At 71.5% G+C, this 14,120-nt stretch carries 14 protein-coding genes; 10 read left to right on the forward strand and 4 right to left on the reverse strand.

Annotation, left to right across the window (positions count from 1 at the left end; translation table 11 throughout):
• Positions 1-72: 72 nt before the first annotated feature.
• From BJ975_RS05145 to BJ975_RS05160, 4 genes are all read left to right on the forward strand, one after another.
• On the forward strand, positions 73-1,041 hold the full coding sequence (locus BJ975_RS05145) for an ATP-binding cassette domain-containing protein (RefSeq protein WP_179424119.1): 969 nt from the start codon (positions 73-75) through the stop codon (positions 1,039-1,041).
• Entirely contained in the window at positions 1,038-1,862 is an 825-nt protein-coding gene (locus BJ975_RS05150; RefSeq protein WP_179424120.1) for an ABC transporter permease, read from the forward strand. Before BJ975_RS05145 ends, BJ975_RS05150 begins: the two co-directional genes overlap by 4 nt.
• A gap of 165 nt (positions 1,863-2,027) precedes the next feature.
• A complete protein-coding gene (gene dnaE, locus BJ975_RS05155) occupies positions 2,028-5,567 on the forward strand; it encodes a DNA polymerase III subunit alpha (protein WP_179424121.1) in 3,540 nt (1,179 codons plus the stop codon).
• Positions 5,564-6,073 (forward strand): hypothetical protein, encoded by a 510-nt coding sequence (locus BJ975_RS05160; RefSeq protein ID WP_179424122.1) that lies wholly within the window; start codon positions 5,564-5,566, stop codon positions 6,071-6,073. The genes dnaE and BJ975_RS05160 overlap by 4 nt, the downstream gene beginning before the upstream one ends.
• Here BJ975_RS05160 and ybaK read toward each other — a convergent pair.
• Both ybaK and BJ975_RS05170 read right to left on the reverse strand, forming a co-directional pair.
• Positions 6,051-6,539, reverse strand: coding sequence for a Cys-tRNA(Pro) deacylase (gene ybaK, locus BJ975_RS05165; protein WP_269302596.1), 489 nt, complete (start codon positions 6,537-6,539; stop codon positions 6,051-6,053). The two genes, BJ975_RS05160 and ybaK, sit on opposite strands and share 23 nt — an antisense overlap.
• Positions 6,540-6,609: 70 nt before the next feature.
• Positions 6,610-7,782 (reverse strand): benzoate/H(+) symporter BenE family transporter, encoded by a 1,173-nt coding sequence (locus BJ975_RS05170; protein ID WP_179424124.1) that lies wholly within the window; start codon positions 7,780-7,782, stop codon positions 6,610-6,612.
• A 39-nt stretch (positions 7,783-7,821) separates the two neighbouring features.
• Here BJ975_RS05170 and hisD point away from each other — a divergent pair, with 39 nt between their 5' ends.
• Genes hisD through hisH form a run of 4 tightly spaced genes read left to right on the forward strand, consistent with a single transcriptional unit; the run spans position 7,822 to position 11,465 of the window.
• Complete coding sequence (hisD, locus tag BJ975_RS05175; RefSeq protein ID WP_179424125.1) at positions 7,822-9,129, forward strand: histidinol dehydrogenase; 1,308 nt, start codon at positions 7,822-7,824, stop codon at positions 9,127-9,129.
• Entirely contained in the window at positions 9,126-10,205 is a 1,080-nt protein-coding gene (locus BJ975_RS05180) for a histidinol-phosphate transaminase (protein WP_179424126.1), read from the forward strand. Before hisD ends, BJ975_RS05180 begins: the two co-directional genes overlap by 4 nt.
• Entirely contained in the window at positions 10,202-10,807 is a 606-nt protein-coding gene (gene hisB, locus BJ975_RS05185; RefSeq protein WP_179424127.1) for an imidazoleglycerol-phosphate dehydratase HisB, read from the forward strand. The genes BJ975_RS05180 and hisB overlap by 4 nt, the downstream gene beginning before the upstream one ends.
• Before the next feature lie 13 nt (positions 10,808-10,820).
• Entirely contained in the window at positions 10,821-11,465 is a 645-nt protein-coding gene (gene hisH, locus BJ975_RS05190; RefSeq protein WP_179424128.1) for an imidazole glycerol phosphate synthase subunit HisH, read from the forward strand.
• A 60-nt stretch (positions 11,466-11,525) separates the two neighbouring features.
• On the opposite strand, the gene BJ975_RS05195 is transcribed toward hisH, so the two are convergent.
• The gene (locus BJ975_RS05195; protein WP_179424129.1) at positions 11,526-12,182 is read right to left on the reverse strand and encodes a YitT family protein; all 657 of its coding nucleotides are present in this window, start codon (positions 12,180-12,182) and stop codon (positions 11,526-11,528) included.
• A gap of 41 nt (positions 12,183-12,223) precedes the next feature.
• Between BJ975_RS05195 and priA the strand changes: the two genes are divergently transcribed.
• Both priA and BJ975_RS05205 read left to right on the forward strand, forming a co-directional pair.
• Positions 12,224-12,946, forward strand: a complete 723-nt coding sequence (gene priA / locus BJ975_RS05200) for a bifunctional 1-(5-phosphoribosyl)-5-((5-phosphoribosylamino)methylideneamino)imidazole-4-carboxamide isomerase/phosphoribosylanthranilate isomerase PriA (protein ID WP_179424130.1) — start codon at positions 12,224-12,226, stop codon at positions 12,944-12,946.
• Between the two features lies 1 nt (position 12,947).
• Positions 12,948-13,460, forward strand: a complete 513-nt coding sequence (locus BJ975_RS05205) for a DUF1707 SHOCT-like domain-containing protein (protein WP_179424131.1) — start codon at positions 12,948-12,950, stop codon at positions 13,458-13,460.
• Between the two features lie 3 nt (positions 13,461-13,463).
• On the opposite strand, the gene BJ975_RS05210 is transcribed toward BJ975_RS05205, so the two are convergent.
• Positions 13,464-14,120: a hypothetical protein gene (locus BJ975_RS05210; protein WP_179424132.1), complete on the reverse strand. Its 657-nt coding sequence runs from the start codon at positions 14,118-14,120 to the stop codon at positions 13,464-13,466.

Genomic DNA, 14,120 nt, shown 5'->3' on the forward strand with positions numbered 1-14,120 from the left:
TTTCTACCACTGACGGAACGAGTCGGCAGCCAAGGGCTGATTTCTGTCGGGTGTGTGGCCCATGATCGAGGGATGAGCGACATGATCCGCGCGACCGGACTGGTCAAGCGCTATGGCGACGTCGAGGCCCTCGCCGGGCTCGACCTGGCGGTGCCCGAGGGCACCGTCCTGGGACTGCTCGGGCCCAACGGTGCGGGCAAGACCACGGCGGTCCGCATCCTCACCACCCTGCTCACGCCCGACGAGGGCCAGGCCACGGTGGCCGGGGTCGACGTCCGGGCCGATCCCGACGGCGTGCGCCGGCGCATCGGCCTGTCCGGGCAGTACGCGGCGGTCGACGAGTACCTGACGGGCTACGAGAACCTCGAGATGGTCGGGCGGCTGTACGGGATGAAGGCCAAGGACGCCGGCGCGCGCGCCCGCGACCTGCTCGCCCGGTTCGGCCTGTCCGACGCGGCCGACCGGCCCTCGAAGACCTACTCCGGCGGCATGCGTCGCCGGCTCGACCTCGCGGGCGCTCTGGTCGCCGAGCCGCCGGTGATCGTGCTGGACGAGCCCACCACGGGCCTCGACCCGCGCAGCCGCCAGCAGATGTGGGAGGTCATCTCCGACCTCGTCTCCTCCGGCGCGACGGTGCTGCTCACGACGCAGTACCTCGAGGAGGCCGACCTGCTGGCCGACAACATCATCGTGATCGACCGCGGGCGGTCGATCGCCGAGGGCACGGCCGACCAGCTGAAGTCCCAGGTCGGCGGCGAGCGGATCGAGGTCGTGGTGGACGACCCGGCCCACGCGTCGCGCGTCCGCGACTTCCTCGCCGAGGTCGCCAAGGGCGAGGTCACGGTGCGCGAGCGCTCCGTGGCCGCCGCGGTCAGCGGCTCTGGCGCCGACGACCTCATGCAGGTCCTGGGCAACATCCGCGGGGCGGGCATCGACGTGCTCGACATCGGCCTGCGGCGTCCCACCCTCGACGACGTGTTCCTGTCCTTGACCGGCCACGAGGCCGAGGACGCCACCACCGATCAGGAGGTCACGCGATGACCACCCTCACCCAGCGCAGCGGTCCGCTCCGCGTGCTCAGCGACGGCTGGGTCTGCGCCAAGCGCAACCTCATCAAGATCAAGCGCGTCCCCGAGATCATGGTCTTCGTCCTGATCTCGCCCATCATGTTCGTCCTGCTGTTCGCGTACGTGTTCGGCGGCGCGATCGACGCCGGTCCGGGCCTGGACTACAAGGAGTTCCTGATCGGCGGCATCTTCGCGCAGACCGTGGTGTTCGGCGCCACGTTCTCCGGCGCGGCGATGGCCGAGGACATGCAGAAGGGCTTCATCGACCGGTTCCGGTCACTGCCGATGTCCCGCTCGGCGGTGCTCGTGGGGCGCACGGGCGCGGACGTCGTCTACAACGTGCTCTCGCTGATCATCATGGCGCTGACGGGCCTGCTCGTCGGCTGGCGCGCGCACAACGGCATCCCGAAGATGCTCGGCGCCTTCGCGCTGCTGCTCGTGTTCGCCTACGCGATCAGCTGGATCATGGCGTGGATCGGCCTCATCGTGCCCAGCGTCGACGTGATCAACAACGCGTCGTTCATCGTGATCATGCCGCTGACGTTCGTCTCCAACGCGTTCGTGCCCACCGAGTCGTTCCCCGACTTCCTCAAGCCGTTCGTCGAGTGGAACCCGGTCTCGGCCGTCACCCAGGCGGTGCGCGAGCTGTTCGGCAACGTCCCGGACGGCGTGCCCGTGCCCGACGCCTGGAGCCTGCAGCACCCCGTGATCTACACGCTCCTGTGGACCGTGCTGATCGTCGCGGTGTTCGTGCCTCTGTCGGTCCGCGCCTACCAGCGCGCCGCGAGCAAGTAGCGCACCGGGGGAGGACTCCCGCGCGGGCGTGCCCTACCGACTCCGGTCGGGCGCTCACGTAGGCTGGAGTCCTTCCCCGATCCCCGGCCGCCGACCCTGTCTGCGGCTTCGACCACTGTCCCCGGATCCGGGACCAGAACGACGTAGCGGAGGCCGACGGCGACCATGGCGAGTGACTCGAGCTTCGTGCACCTGCACGTCCACACGGAGTACTCGATGCTCGACGGACACTCGTTGCTGGACGGGCTGTTCGAGCGCACGGCGCAGCAGGAGATGCCGGCCATCGCGATGACCGACCACGGCAACGTGCACGGCGCCTACGACTTCTGGAACACCGCTCGCAAGCACGGCGTCAAGCCGATCATCGGCCTCGAGGCCTACCTCACGCCGGGCACGCACCGCAGCGAGAAGAAGCGCGTCCGCTGGGGCCGTGGCAACGCGGCCGAGGAGGGCGGCGACGACGTCGCCGGCGGTGGCGCGTACACCCACATGACGATGTGGGCCTCGTCCACCGAGGGCATGCACAACCTCTTCCGGCTGTCGTCCCTGTCCAGCCTCGAGGGCTACTACTACAAGCCGCGCGCCGACCGCGAGCTGCTCGAGCGCTACTCCACCGGACTCATCGCCACCACGGGCTGCCCGTCGGGCGCCGTCCAGACCCGGCTGCGGCTGGGCCAGTACGAGGAGGCCCGCCGCGAGGCCGCCGAGCTGCAGGAGATCTTCGGAAAGGAGAACCTCTTCCTCGAGCTGATGGACCACGACATCTCGGTCGAGCGCCGGGTCCGCGAGGACCTGCTGCGCCTCGGCCGCGAGCTCGGCATCCCGCCCGTGGCCACGAACGACTCGCACTACACGCACCCGCAGGACGCGGCCGCGCACGACGCGCTCATCTGCGTCGCGTCGGGCAAGCGCATCAGCGACGAGAAGCGCCTGCGCTTCGACGGCGGTGGCTACTACATCAAGTCCGCGGCCGAGATGCGGTCCCTGTGGGAGGACAAGCACGGGATGAAGGAGGCGTGCGACAACACGCTGCTCATCGCCGAGCGCTGCGACGTCGAGTTCACCGAGTCCACGGGCGGCTACATGGCCCGCGCCGACGTCCCCGACGGCGAGACCGAGGAGTCCTGGTTCCGCCAGGAGGTCTGGCGCGGCATCGAGGCCCGCTACGGGAAGGACTTCGGCGACGACGTCCGCGCCCGTACCGAGATGGAGCTCGCGGTCATCGCCCAGAAGGGGTACTGCGGCTACTACCTCGTGGTCGCCGACTTCATCAACTGGTCGAAGGACAACGGCATCCGCGTCGGACCCGGCCGTGGCTCGGGCGCCGGCTCGATCGCCGCCTACGCGCTGCGGATCACCGACCTGTGCCCGCTGCAGAACGGCCTGATCTTCGAGCGCTTCCTCAACCCCGAGCGCCCCTCGATGCCCGACTTCGACATCGACTTCGACGAGCGTCGTCGCGGCGAGGTCATCCAGTACGTCACGCGCAAGTACGGCACCGACAAGGTCGCCCAGATCGCCACGTTCGGCCGGCTCAAGTCCAAGGCCGCGGTCAAGGACGCCAGCCGCATCCTGGACTACCCGTTCGCGATGGGCGACAAGATCACCAAGGCGATGCCCGCCGACGTGATGGGCAAGGGCGTCAAGCTCGGCGACATCTTCGACGAGTCGCACAGCCGCTACAACGACGGCAAGGACTTCCGCGACCTGCATGCGCAGGACCCCGACGTCCGCAAGGTCTACGACATCGCGCTCGGCCTCGAGGGCCAGATCCGCAACTGGGGCGTGCACGCCGCCGGCGTCATCATGAGCAGCGACCCGCTGCTGGACATCGTGCCGATCATGAAGCGCGAGGCCGACGGCTCGGTCATCACCCAGTTCGACTACCCGATGTGCGAGTCGCTCGGCCTGGTCAAGATGGACTTCCTGGGCCTGCGCAACCTCACGGTCCTCAACGACGCCATCGAGAACATCAAGGCCAATCGCGACGTCGACCTCGTGCTGGAGGACCTGGGCTTCGACGACCCCGAGGCCTACGCGCTGCTGTGCCGCGGCGACACCCTCGGCGTCTTCCAGCTCGACTCGCCGCCGATCCGCCAGCTGCTCAAGCAGATGCAGCCGGACAACTTCGAGGACATCAGCGCCGTCATCGCGCTGTACCGCCCCGGACCGATGGGCGCGGACAGCCACACGAACTATGCGAAGCGCAAGAACGGTCGCCAGGAGATCGACTACATCCATCCTGAGCTGACCGAGGCGCTGAAGCCGATCCTGGGCACCACCTACGGGCTGATCGTGTACCAGGAGCAGGTCATGGAGATCGCCCAGGTGCTGGCCGGGTACTCGCTCGGACAGGCCGACAACCTGCGTCGCGCGATGGGCAAGAAGAAGCGCGAGGTCCTGCAGCAGGAGTTCGTGGGCTTCGAGGCCGGCATGATCGAGCGCGGGTTCTCCAAGGCCGCGGTCAAGACGCTGTGGGAGATCCTCGTCCCGTTCGCCGACTACGCCTTCAACAAGGCGCACTCGGCCTCGTACGGCGTCATCAGCTACTGGACCGCCTATCTCAAGGCGCGCTACCCCGCCGAGTACATGGCGGCCCTGCTCACCAGCGTCAAGGACGACAAGGACAAGTCCGCGCTCTACCTGGCCGAGTGCCGGCGCCTGGGCATCAAGGTGCTGCCGCCCGACGTCAACGACTCGGTCGCGAACTTCGCCTCGGTCGGGCCCGACATCCGCTTCGGCCTCACCGCCGTGCGCAACGTCGGCGCCAACGTCGTGGCCGGCATCATCGAGGCCCGCGAGACCAAGGGCGCGTTCACGGACTTCGCCGACTTCCTCGACAAGGTCCCCACGCAGGTGTGCAACAAGCGCGTGCTCGACTCGCTCATCAAGGCGGGTGCGTTCGACTCCCTCGGCCACGGCCGGCGGGCGCTCGCGTCGATCGCCGAGGAGGCCGTCGACCAGTACATCGACATCAAGCGCAACGCCGCGATCGGCCAGGACTCGCTGTTCGGCGCGTTCGAGGAGGAGTTCGACGGACTCGGCATCACGGTCCCCGACATCGCCGACTGGGACAAGACGCAGAAGCTCGCCTTCGAGCGCGACATGCTCGGCCTCTACGTGTCCGACCACCCGCTCGGCGGGCTCGAGCACGTGCTGGCCGCCAACTCCGACTCCTCGATCGGCACCCTGCTCGACGGCGACCGTCCCGACGGCGACGTCCTCAAGCTGTGCGGCCTGGTCACCAACGTGCAGCGCCGCATGAGCAAGAAGGGCGACACCTGGGCCACGATCACGCTCGAGGACCTCGAGGGCTCGGTCGACATCGCCGTGTTCCCGGCCGCCTACAACCTCGCGTCGTCGGTGCTCACGCAGGACTCGCTCGTGGTGGCCAAGGTCCGCGTGCGGCGCAACGACGAGGGCATGGACCTGTCGGCCAACGAGGTCACCCGGCCCGCGATCGGCGAGGGCCGCACCGACCAGCCGCTCGTCGTCAGCCTGGCGGCGTCGCGCTGCACGATCGACACGATCAACGCGTTCAAGCAGGTGCTGGGCTCGCACCCGGGCGTCACCGAGGTGCACCTGCGGCTCACGGGCCAGGGCAAGACCACCACGATGCGCCTCGACAAGGGCCTGCGCGTCTCCACGACGTCGTCGCTGTTCGCCGACCTCAAGGAGCTGCTCGGCCCGGGGTGCCTCGCATGACCCGCACCACCAAGGTGCTGCTGGCCGTCGTCGCCTCGGGAGCTCCCGCGGCGTTCGCCTGGTGGGCGTTCGCGCGGCCGTCGCAGTGGCTGGCCACCGAGCGCGGCCTCGTCCTCACCGAGGGCAACGCCGCCGGCACGTTCCAGGTCGTCGCGGTGTTCACGATCATCGGGATCGTGCTGGGCGTCGTGTCGGGCGTCGTGGTCCACCGCGTCACCCGGGCCGTCCGCTGGGAGATCGTGCTCGGCCTCACGGCGGCGTCCACCGCCGCCGCGCTGCTGTGCTGGCGCCTCGGCATCTGGCTCGGCCCCGGCCCGCTCGAGGACGTCACGGGTCTGAAGGCAGGGGAGCAGGTGTCCGCCCCGCTCGCGGTCGACGCCCTCGTCCCGTTCCTGGTGTGGCCGCTCGTCTCGGTGCTGAGCTACACGCTCTCGCTCTACCTCAGCACCGACGGGACCGAGGACGACGAGGAGATCGACGACGTCAGCGCGCGATCCGAGCGGTGACCGCCCGGGTGTGCGCCACGAGGTCCTCGGGCGCCAGCTCGAGGTCGAGGCCGCGCCGGCCGCCCGAGACGAACACGGTCGGGTGCGTCAGCGCGCTGACGTCGACCACGGTGCGGTGCAGCTTGCGCTGGCCGAACGGGCTGATCCCGCCCAGGACGTAGCCGGTGGCCCGCTGGGCCGCCGCGGCGTCCGCCAGCTGGGCCCGCTTGCCGTTCAGCGCCGAGGCGGCGCGCTTGAGGTCGAGGCTTCCCGAGACCGGGACCACCGCGACCGCCAGGAGGCCGTCGACGTCGATCATCAGCGTCTTGAAGACCCGCGCGTGCTCGAGGCCGAGCGCGTCGGCCGCCTCGTGACCGTAGGACCGGGCGCGGGGGTCGTGCTCGTACGTGTGGGCGGTGACCTCGACGCCGGCACGGTGCAGTGCCGCAAGCGCGGGGGTCGCCTCGCCGACCTTCTTGTTGGCCACGAGCGAGAGGCTACCTCCGTCCGGGGTCAGATTTCCGGCGTTACGGACCATTTCCTCGGCCGGCGAATCGTCAGGGGCGGTCGAGGGTGGCGCGCACTGCGAGGCCCAGCAGCAGGGCCCAGAACGCGGCGCCGACCGACAGCAGCGAGATCCCCGAGGCGGCGAGCAGGAACGTCAGTCCCGCGCTCGTGCGGTGCCGAGGCTGCTCGAACGCGCCCTGCAGCGATCCGACGAGCGCGCCGATCAGCGCGAGTCCGGCGACCGCCTCGATGATTCCCGGGGGAGCGACCGCGGCCAGCGCGACGACGAGTCCCGCGGCCGCCGCGATGACGAGGTACCCCACGCCGGCCGACACGGCGGCGACCCAGCGGCGCTCCCGGGGGCCGGCCTCGTCCCCGGCCGCGAGCGCGGCCGACAGCGCGGCGAGATTCATCGCGTGACCGCCGAACGGGGCGACGAGCGCGGTGCCGACGCCCGTCGCGACCACCGACGAGCGCCACGGCACGGAGAAGCCGAAGCTGCGCAGCACCGCTGCGCCGGGCAGGTTCTGCGAGGCCATCGTGACGATCGTCAGGGGCAGCGCGATGCCGACGATCGCGGGCCACGTCCACGTCGGGGTGGTCCACTCCAGCCGCGGGACCAGCGAGGCGGTGTCGAGCGACTGTCCGGAGCGGTTCGCGGCCACCGCGATCGCGCCGACGGCGACGAGCAGCGCCACCGGGACGGCCCAGCGCGGAGCCACGCGGCTCGTCACGAGCCACGCGAGGATCACCGGCAGGACGTACCCCGGCGAGTCCGCGAGGGCGAGGAACGGCGCGAGGCACAGCTGCAGCAGGATGCCGGCCAGCATCGCCTGGGCGATCTCGGTGGGGATCCGCGCCACGAGGTCGCCCAGCAGGGGGACCGCGCCGATCAGCGCGATGAGCACGCCCGTGACGACGAACGCGCCCACGGCGGCGGGCCAGCCGCCCTCGACGGCGCCCGTGGAGACCAGCAGTGCGGCGCCCGGCGTGGACCACGCGAGGGTCACCGGCACGCGGTGCACGAGCGCGAGCCCGACGATGAGCAGGCCGAAGCCCACGGTCAGCGCGAGCAGGCCGCTGGCCGCCTGCGACGGCGACGCCCCGACGGCGCGCAGGCCCGCCAGCACGACGGCGAACGACGACGTGAAGCCGACGAGGGCGGTGACGGCGCCGGCCGTGACGGGCTGCTGCCAGCGCACGGCGTCGGGGGAGCGGGACACGCTGCGAGGCTAGGCCATGGCGCGACCTAGACTTCACACGTGCTTCGACGACTCGACCTGAGAGACCAGACCGACGGCTACCGCGACGCGGTGCCCCGTGCCGAGGTCGACGTCGAGCATGCCCTCGCGGCCGTCGTCCCGATCTGCGACGACGTGCGCGATCGAGGCGCCGAGGCGGTGCTCGACGCGGGCGAGCGCTTCGACGGCGTGCGCCCCGAGCGGCTGCGCGTCTCGGCCGAGGACATCGAGAAGGCCCGCGCCGGACTCGACCCGGCCGTGCTCGACGCGATCGACGAGTCGATCCGCCGGCTGCGAGCCACCTGCGAGGCCGAGCTCGAGCGCACGGTCGAGATCGAGGTCGCGCCCGGCGCCACCGTCGAGCGGCGCATCGTGCCGATGCAGCGCGTCGGCCTCTACGTGCCCGGCGGCCTCGCGCCGCTGGTCAGCACCGTGATCATGAACGCCGTCCCCGCCCAGGTCGCGGGCGTCCCGGGCATCGCCCTGGCCAGCCCGCCACAGGCCGAGTTCGGCGGCCTCCCGCACCCCACGATCCTGGCCGCCTGCGCGCGACTGGGCATCGACGAGGTCTACGCCGCCGGTGGCGCGCAGGCGCTGGCGATGCTGGCGTACGGCACGCAGGAGAGCGAGCCGGTCAACCTCATCACCGGCCCGGGCAACATCTACGTCGCCGCCGCGAAGCGTCACCTGCAGGGCGTCGTCGCGATCGACTCCGAGGCCGGTCCCACCGAGATCGCCATCGTGGCCGACGCCACCGCCGATCCCGCGTTCGTCGCGGCGGACCTCATCAGCCAGGCCGAGCACGACCCGATGGCCGCCGCGGTGCTGATCACCGACTCGCTCGAGCTGGCCGACGCCGTCGACGCCGAGCTGGAGCGCCAGGTGCCCACCGCGCGCCACGAGGAGCGGATCCGCACCGCGCTCGCGGGCCAGCAGTCGGCGACCGTCCTGGTGCGCGACACCGGCCAGGGCGTCGACGTGGCGAACGCGTACGCCGCGGAGCACCTCGAGATCCAGACCGCCGACTCGGCGGCCGTGGCCGCCAGGATCGTCAACGCCGGCGCGGTCTTCGTCGGGTCGTTCGCGCCCGTGTCGCTGGGCGACTACGCCGCCGGCTCGAACCACGTGCTGCCCACCGCGGGCTGCGCGTGCCACTCGTCGGGCCTCTCGGTGCGCGCGTTCGTCAAGAACATGCACGTCGTGACCTACAGCGACGCCGCCCTGCGCGAGGTCGGACCGCAGGTGGTCACGCTCGCCGAGGCCGAGGACCTGCCCTCGCACGGCGCCGCCGTGACCGTCCGCCTGGAGCGCGAGGCGACGACGCGATGACGGTCCCCGCCTGGGTGCCCATCCGTGACGAGCTGCGCGACGAGGTGCCCTACGGCGCCCCGCAGATCGACGTCCCGGTGCGCCTCAACACGAACGAGAACCCGTACGGTCCCAGCCAGGAGGCCGCGGCCGACATCGCCGCGGCCGTGCAGGAGGCCGCGCTCGAGCTGAACCGCTACCCCGACCGCGAGGCGTGGGCGCTGCGCGAGGCCCTCGCCGGCTATCTCGGGCACGGCCTCACGGCCGAGCGCGTGTGGGCGGCCAACGGCTCCAACGAGGTCATGCAGCAGATCCTGCAGGCCTTCGGAGGCCCCGGCCGCACCGCCGTGTCCTTCGCGCCGACCTACTCGATGTACCCCGAGTACGCCCGCAACACCCACACCCGCTGGGTGGCCGGACGCCGGCGCGAGGACTTCGCGATCGACGTCGCCGCGGCGGTCGCGCTGATCGAGGCCGAGCAGCCCGAGGTCGTCTTCCTGACCTCGCCGAACAACCCCACGGGCACCGCGCTGGCGCCCGAGGAGCTGCGCGCCGTGCTCGACGTCGCTCCCGGCATCGTCGTGGTCGACGAGGCCTACGCGGAGTTCCGCCGCGCCGGCACGCCCACGGCACTCGAGCTGCTGGACGACCACCCGCGACTCATCGTCACGCGCACGATGAGCAAGGCGTTCGCGCTGGCCGGTGGCCGGCTCGGCTACCTCGCGGCCGACGCTGCGGTCGTCGACGCGCTGCGCATCGTGCGGCTGCCGTACCACCTGTCGGCCGTCACGCAGGCCACCGCGCTCGGCGCCCTGCGGCACACCGACGAGCTGCTCGCCCAGGTCGACGCGCTGCGCGAGACCCGCGACGAGACGGCCGACTGGCTGTCCGGACGCGGGTACGACGTGGCCGCCTCCGACGCCAACTTCGTGCTGTTCGGGCATTTCGCCGATCGCCACGCGGTGTGGGAGGGTTTGGTCGACCGAGGCGTCCTCATCCGCGAGGTGGGGCCCGAGGGCTGGCTGCGGGTGTCGATCGGCACCCCCGAGGAGATGCAGGCGTTCCGCGCCGCACTGATGGAGGTAGACCCCCGATGAGCGAGCGCAGGACCGCACGGATCGAGCGGAAGACCTCCGAGTCGCACGTCGTCGTCGAGCTCGACCTCGACGGCAGCGGCCGCACGGAGATCAGCACGGGCGTGGGCTTCTACGACCACATGCTCACGGCGCTGGGCCGCCACTCGCTGATGGACCTCACCGTCCGCTCCGAGGGCGACCTGCACATCGACGCCCACCACACGGTGGAGGACACCGCGATCTGCATCGGCCAGGCGATCCGCGAGGCGCTCGGCGACAAGGCCGGCATCCGCCGCTACGGCAACGCGATGGTGCCGCTCGACGAGGCCATCGCGCAGTGCGTGGTCGACGTCTCGGGCCGTCCCTACTTCGTGCACACCGGTGAGCCGGAGCGCCAGATCACCGCGATCATCGGCGGCTCCTACATCGGCTCGCTGACGTCGCACGTCTTCGAGTCGATCGCGCACCACGCCGGGATCACGATGCACATGAACCTGCTGGCCGGTCGCGACCCTCACCACATCGCCGAGTGCCAGTTCAAGGCGCTCGCCCGCGCCCTGCGCACCGCCGTCGAGCCCGACCCGCGTGAGACGGGCATCCCGTCCACGAAGGGCGCGCTGTGAGCGGAGCGGCCCGATGACCACGGTCGCGGTCCTGGACTACGGCTCGGGCAACGTGCGCTCCGCGGTGCGCGCGGTCGAGCGTGCCGGCGAGGCCACCCAGGTGTCGGTCGTGCTGACCTCCGACCGCTCGGTCGCCGAGCAGGCCGACGGTCTGCTGGTGCCCGGCGTCGGCGCGTTCGCGGCGTGCATGCGCGGCCTGCGCGAGGTCGACGGCGAGCGGATCATCGAGCGCCGGCTCATCGCGGGCCGTCCCGTGCTGGGCATCTGCGTCGGCATGCAGATCCTGTTCGCGGAGGGCATCGAGCACGGCGTGCGGACCACCGGCTGCGGCGAGTGGCCGGGCACGGTGGAGCGCCTCCAGGCGCCGATCGTGCCCCACATGGGCTGGAACACGATCGAGCCTCCCGCCGAGTCGCGGATGTTCGCAGGCCTGGAGTCCGAGCGGTTCTACTTCGTGCACTCCTACGGCGTGCGCGACTGGCTCGTCGACGCCGAGGGCACCGCGTTCACGCCGCCCGGCGTCACGTGGACCGGGTACGGCGGCGACCGCTTCGTCTCGGCCGTCGAGCACGGCCCGCTGTGGGCCACGCAGTTCCACCCCGAGAAGTCGGGCGACGCGGGCCGCCGCCTGCTCGAGAACTGGATCGCCACCCTCTAGCCGACGAACGATGAGGCATTCGGGTACCCCAGCGGGGCCGTATGCCTCATCCTGCGTCCCTCAGGCCCGGTAGCGCTCGGGACGGTGGTTGAACGCCAGCACGATGTTGAGGATGACCGCGCCCATCGCGGACAGCAGCACGTTGTCCCACGGCACGACGAGGATCGCCGCCAGCACCACCAGCACGTCGAGCGCCATCTGCACGTAGCCGGCGCGCAGGCCCGCCTGCTCCTGCGCGATGAGCGCCAGGACGCTGAAGCCGCCGAGGCTCGAGCCGTGCCGGAAGAGGATGAGGATGCCCGTGCCGGCGAGCAGGTTGCCGGTGACGATGCCGTAGACCGGGGCAAGGTCGGGGGAGGGGATCATCTCGGCGTGGATCGCGGTGAAGAACGAGAGCAGCGCGACGGCGATCACCGACCGGACGGTGAACTGCAGGCCCTTCTTCCACAGCGCGAGCGCGAAGAACGGCACGTTCGCCACGAGCAGGACCACCGGGAGCGGCAGCGCCACGGCGTAGGTGATCAGCAGCGAGAGTCCCGCGGTGCCGCCCGTGACGGCGTGCGCCTCGTAGAGCAGGTGCAGGCCCAGCGAGGCCAGCCACGTGCCCGTCAGGACGCCCAGGACGTCCTCGGCGGGAGTGTGGGGCAGGGTGACGGCGGTCGGCTCGGTGGGATCGTCGTCCTCGGGGGACGGATGCTCGGCGTGGCTGTCGTTCATGGCCCGCTCACTCTACGGAGGTGCCTCGATACGATCGCGGGGTGACTCTCGAACTCCTCCCCGCCGTCGACGTCGCCGAGGGACGGGCCGTGCGCCTCGTCCAGGGCGAGCTCGGCAGCGAGACGTCCTACGGCTCCCCGCTCGACGCGGCCCTGCAATGGCAGGCCGATGGCGCCGAGTGGATCCACCTGGTCGACCTCGACGCCGCGTTCGGGAAGGGCAGCAACCGCGAGCTGCTGGCCGAGGTCGTCGGCCGCCTCGACGTGAAGGTCGAGCTGTCGGGCGGGATCCGCGACGACGAGTCGCTCGACGCCGCGATGGCCACCGGCTGCCGCCGGGTCAACCTCGGCACCGCCGCGATCGAGGATCCCGACTGGTGCCGCTCGGCGATCGCCCGGTACGGCGACCGCATCGCCGTGGGCCTCGACGTCCGCGGCCGCACGCTGGCCGCCCGCGGCTGGGTCAAGGAGGGCGGCGACCTCTTCGAGACCCTGGCGCGGCTCGACGCCGACGGCTGCGCCCGCTACGTCGTCACCGACGTCACGAAGGACGGCACGCTGTCCGGCCCCAACCTCGACCTCCTGCGCCAGGTCTGCGAGCAGACCGACCAGCCCGTCGTCGCCTCCGGCGGCGTCTCCAGCCTCGACGACCTGCGCGCGATCGCCTCCCTCACGGGGATCGGCGTCGAGGGCGCGATCGTCGGCAAGGCGCTCTACGCGGGAGCGTTCACGCTGCCCGAGGCGCTCGACGCGGTCCGGGACTGACATGGGCGCGCAGGTCGACTGGAGCCGCTTCAGCGCCGACCCGCGCCGTCCCGAGGTCGCGGGCGTGCGCGCGTCCGACGCCGATCGCGAGACCGCGATCGAGTGCCTGCGCGAGGCGTACGCCGACGGCCGGCTCGACCGCATCGAGTTCGACCGGCGCTCCGCCGACGCGCTCGCTGCGACGCTGCTCGGCGAGTTCGCGCCGCTGCTGCAGGACCTCGAGCCGCAGCTGCCGCAGGAGTCGTCGGTCCACGAGCAGGCGGTGCGGCGCTACCGCCGCGAGGCGCGCGACGCCCGCAACGGATTCGTGGGCATCAGCGTCCTGACCACGGGCATCTGGGGCGCCACGAACTTCGGTGACATCCTCGCGGGGCAGGCCGGCTTCTTCTGGCCGGTCTTCCCGATCCTGGGCGTCGGCGCCGGCTGGCTGATGCAGGTCCTCAAGCGCAAGGACCGCATCGAGCACCACGAGCGCCGCATCGTGCGGCACCGCCGCGAGACGACGGAGGACTGAGGCTCAGCAGCCGTCGCGCATGAGGTCGGGACGCGTGCCCGTGGTGACCTCGAGCATCAGGACCTTGCTGGTCGGGCCGACCGCCTCGGTGTCCTCGGCGAACAGGAAGCCCAGCCACGCGTCGCCCTCGGTGACGAACACCCCGGTCTGGCCGTAGCCGGCCTCGGTCATCTCGGCGGTCTCGTAGACGCCGGTGACGTCCTTGAGCGTGCTGCCGACACCGAGGCCGTCGGCGGTGCGCGGCTGCTCGCCCCGCACGCCCAGCGACACGACGGTGCCGTCCTCCTTCGTCAGCACGTCGAGCGAGGAGGCGTACGCGGACTTCCAGCCCAGCGGCTCGGTGCGGCCGCACTCCTCGCCGGGCACCTCGACGTCGGCGTCGAACAGGCCGGTGGCGAGCGCCTCGTCCTTCGACATCCCGGTGGTGACGGGGCCGACGGCGCCGGGCACGACGGTGAGCTCCTCGATCGCCGGCAGCGGCGCGGGCGCCTCGGCGGTGGGCGACTCGGTGGTCGCGCTGGGCGAGGCCGAGGTCGTCGACCCGGTGGGATCGGGCGTCTCCTCGGGCGAGTCGGAGCACGCGGCGAGGGTCAGGGCAGCGACCGCGGCGACCACCCACAGGCGGCTCGTCGCGACGGCGGACCCACGGACTACGCTCAT

Source organism: Aeromicrobium tamlense, assembly GCF_013408555.1.
GTDB lineage: Bacteria > Actinomycetota > Actinomycetes > Propionibacteriales > Nocardioidaceae > Aeromicrobium > Aeromicrobium tamlense.

Excerpts from the sequence above, each read along its gene's own strand:
- BJ975_RS05145 (WP_179424119.1), top strand. The coding sequence starts at position 73 with ATGAGCGACATGATCCGCGCGACCGGACTGGTCAAGCGCTATGGCGAC.
- BJ975_RS05150 (WP_179424120.1), top strand. The coding sequence starts at position 1,038 with ATGACCACCCTCACCCAGCGCAGCGGTCCGCTCCGCGTGCTCAGCGAC.
- dnaE (WP_179424121.1), top strand. The coding sequence starts at position 2,028 with ATGGCGAGTGACTCGAGCTTCGTGCACCTGCACGTCCACACGGAGTAC.
- BJ975_RS05160 (WP_179424122.1), top strand. The coding sequence starts at position 5,564 with ATGACCCGCACCACCAAGGTGCTGCTGGCCGTCGTCGCCTCGGGAGCT.
- BJ975_RS05180 (WP_179424126.1), top strand. The coding sequence starts at position 9,126 with ATGACGGTCCCCGCCTGGGTGCCCATCCGTGACGAGCTGCGCGACGAG.
- hisB (WP_179424127.1), top strand. The coding sequence starts at position 10,202 with ATGAGCGAGCGCAGGACCGCACGGATCGAGCGGAAGACCTCCGAGTCG.
- hisH (WP_179424128.1), top strand. The coding sequence starts at position 10,821 with ATGACCACGGTCGCGGTCCTGGACTACGGCTCGGGCAACGTGCGCTCC.
- BJ975_RS05195 (WP_179424129.1), bottom strand. The coding sequence starts at position 12,182 with ATGAACGACAGCCACGCCGAGCATCCGTCCCCCGAGGACGACGATCCC.
- BJ975_RS05205 (WP_179424131.1), top strand. The coding sequence starts at position 12,948 with ATGGGCGCGCAGGTCGACTGGAGCCGCTTCAGCGCCGACCCGCGCCGT.
- BJ975_RS05210 (WP_179424132.1), bottom strand. The coding sequence starts at position 14,120 with ATGAGCGTAGTCCGTGGGTCCGCCGTCGCGACGAGCCGCCTGTGGGTG.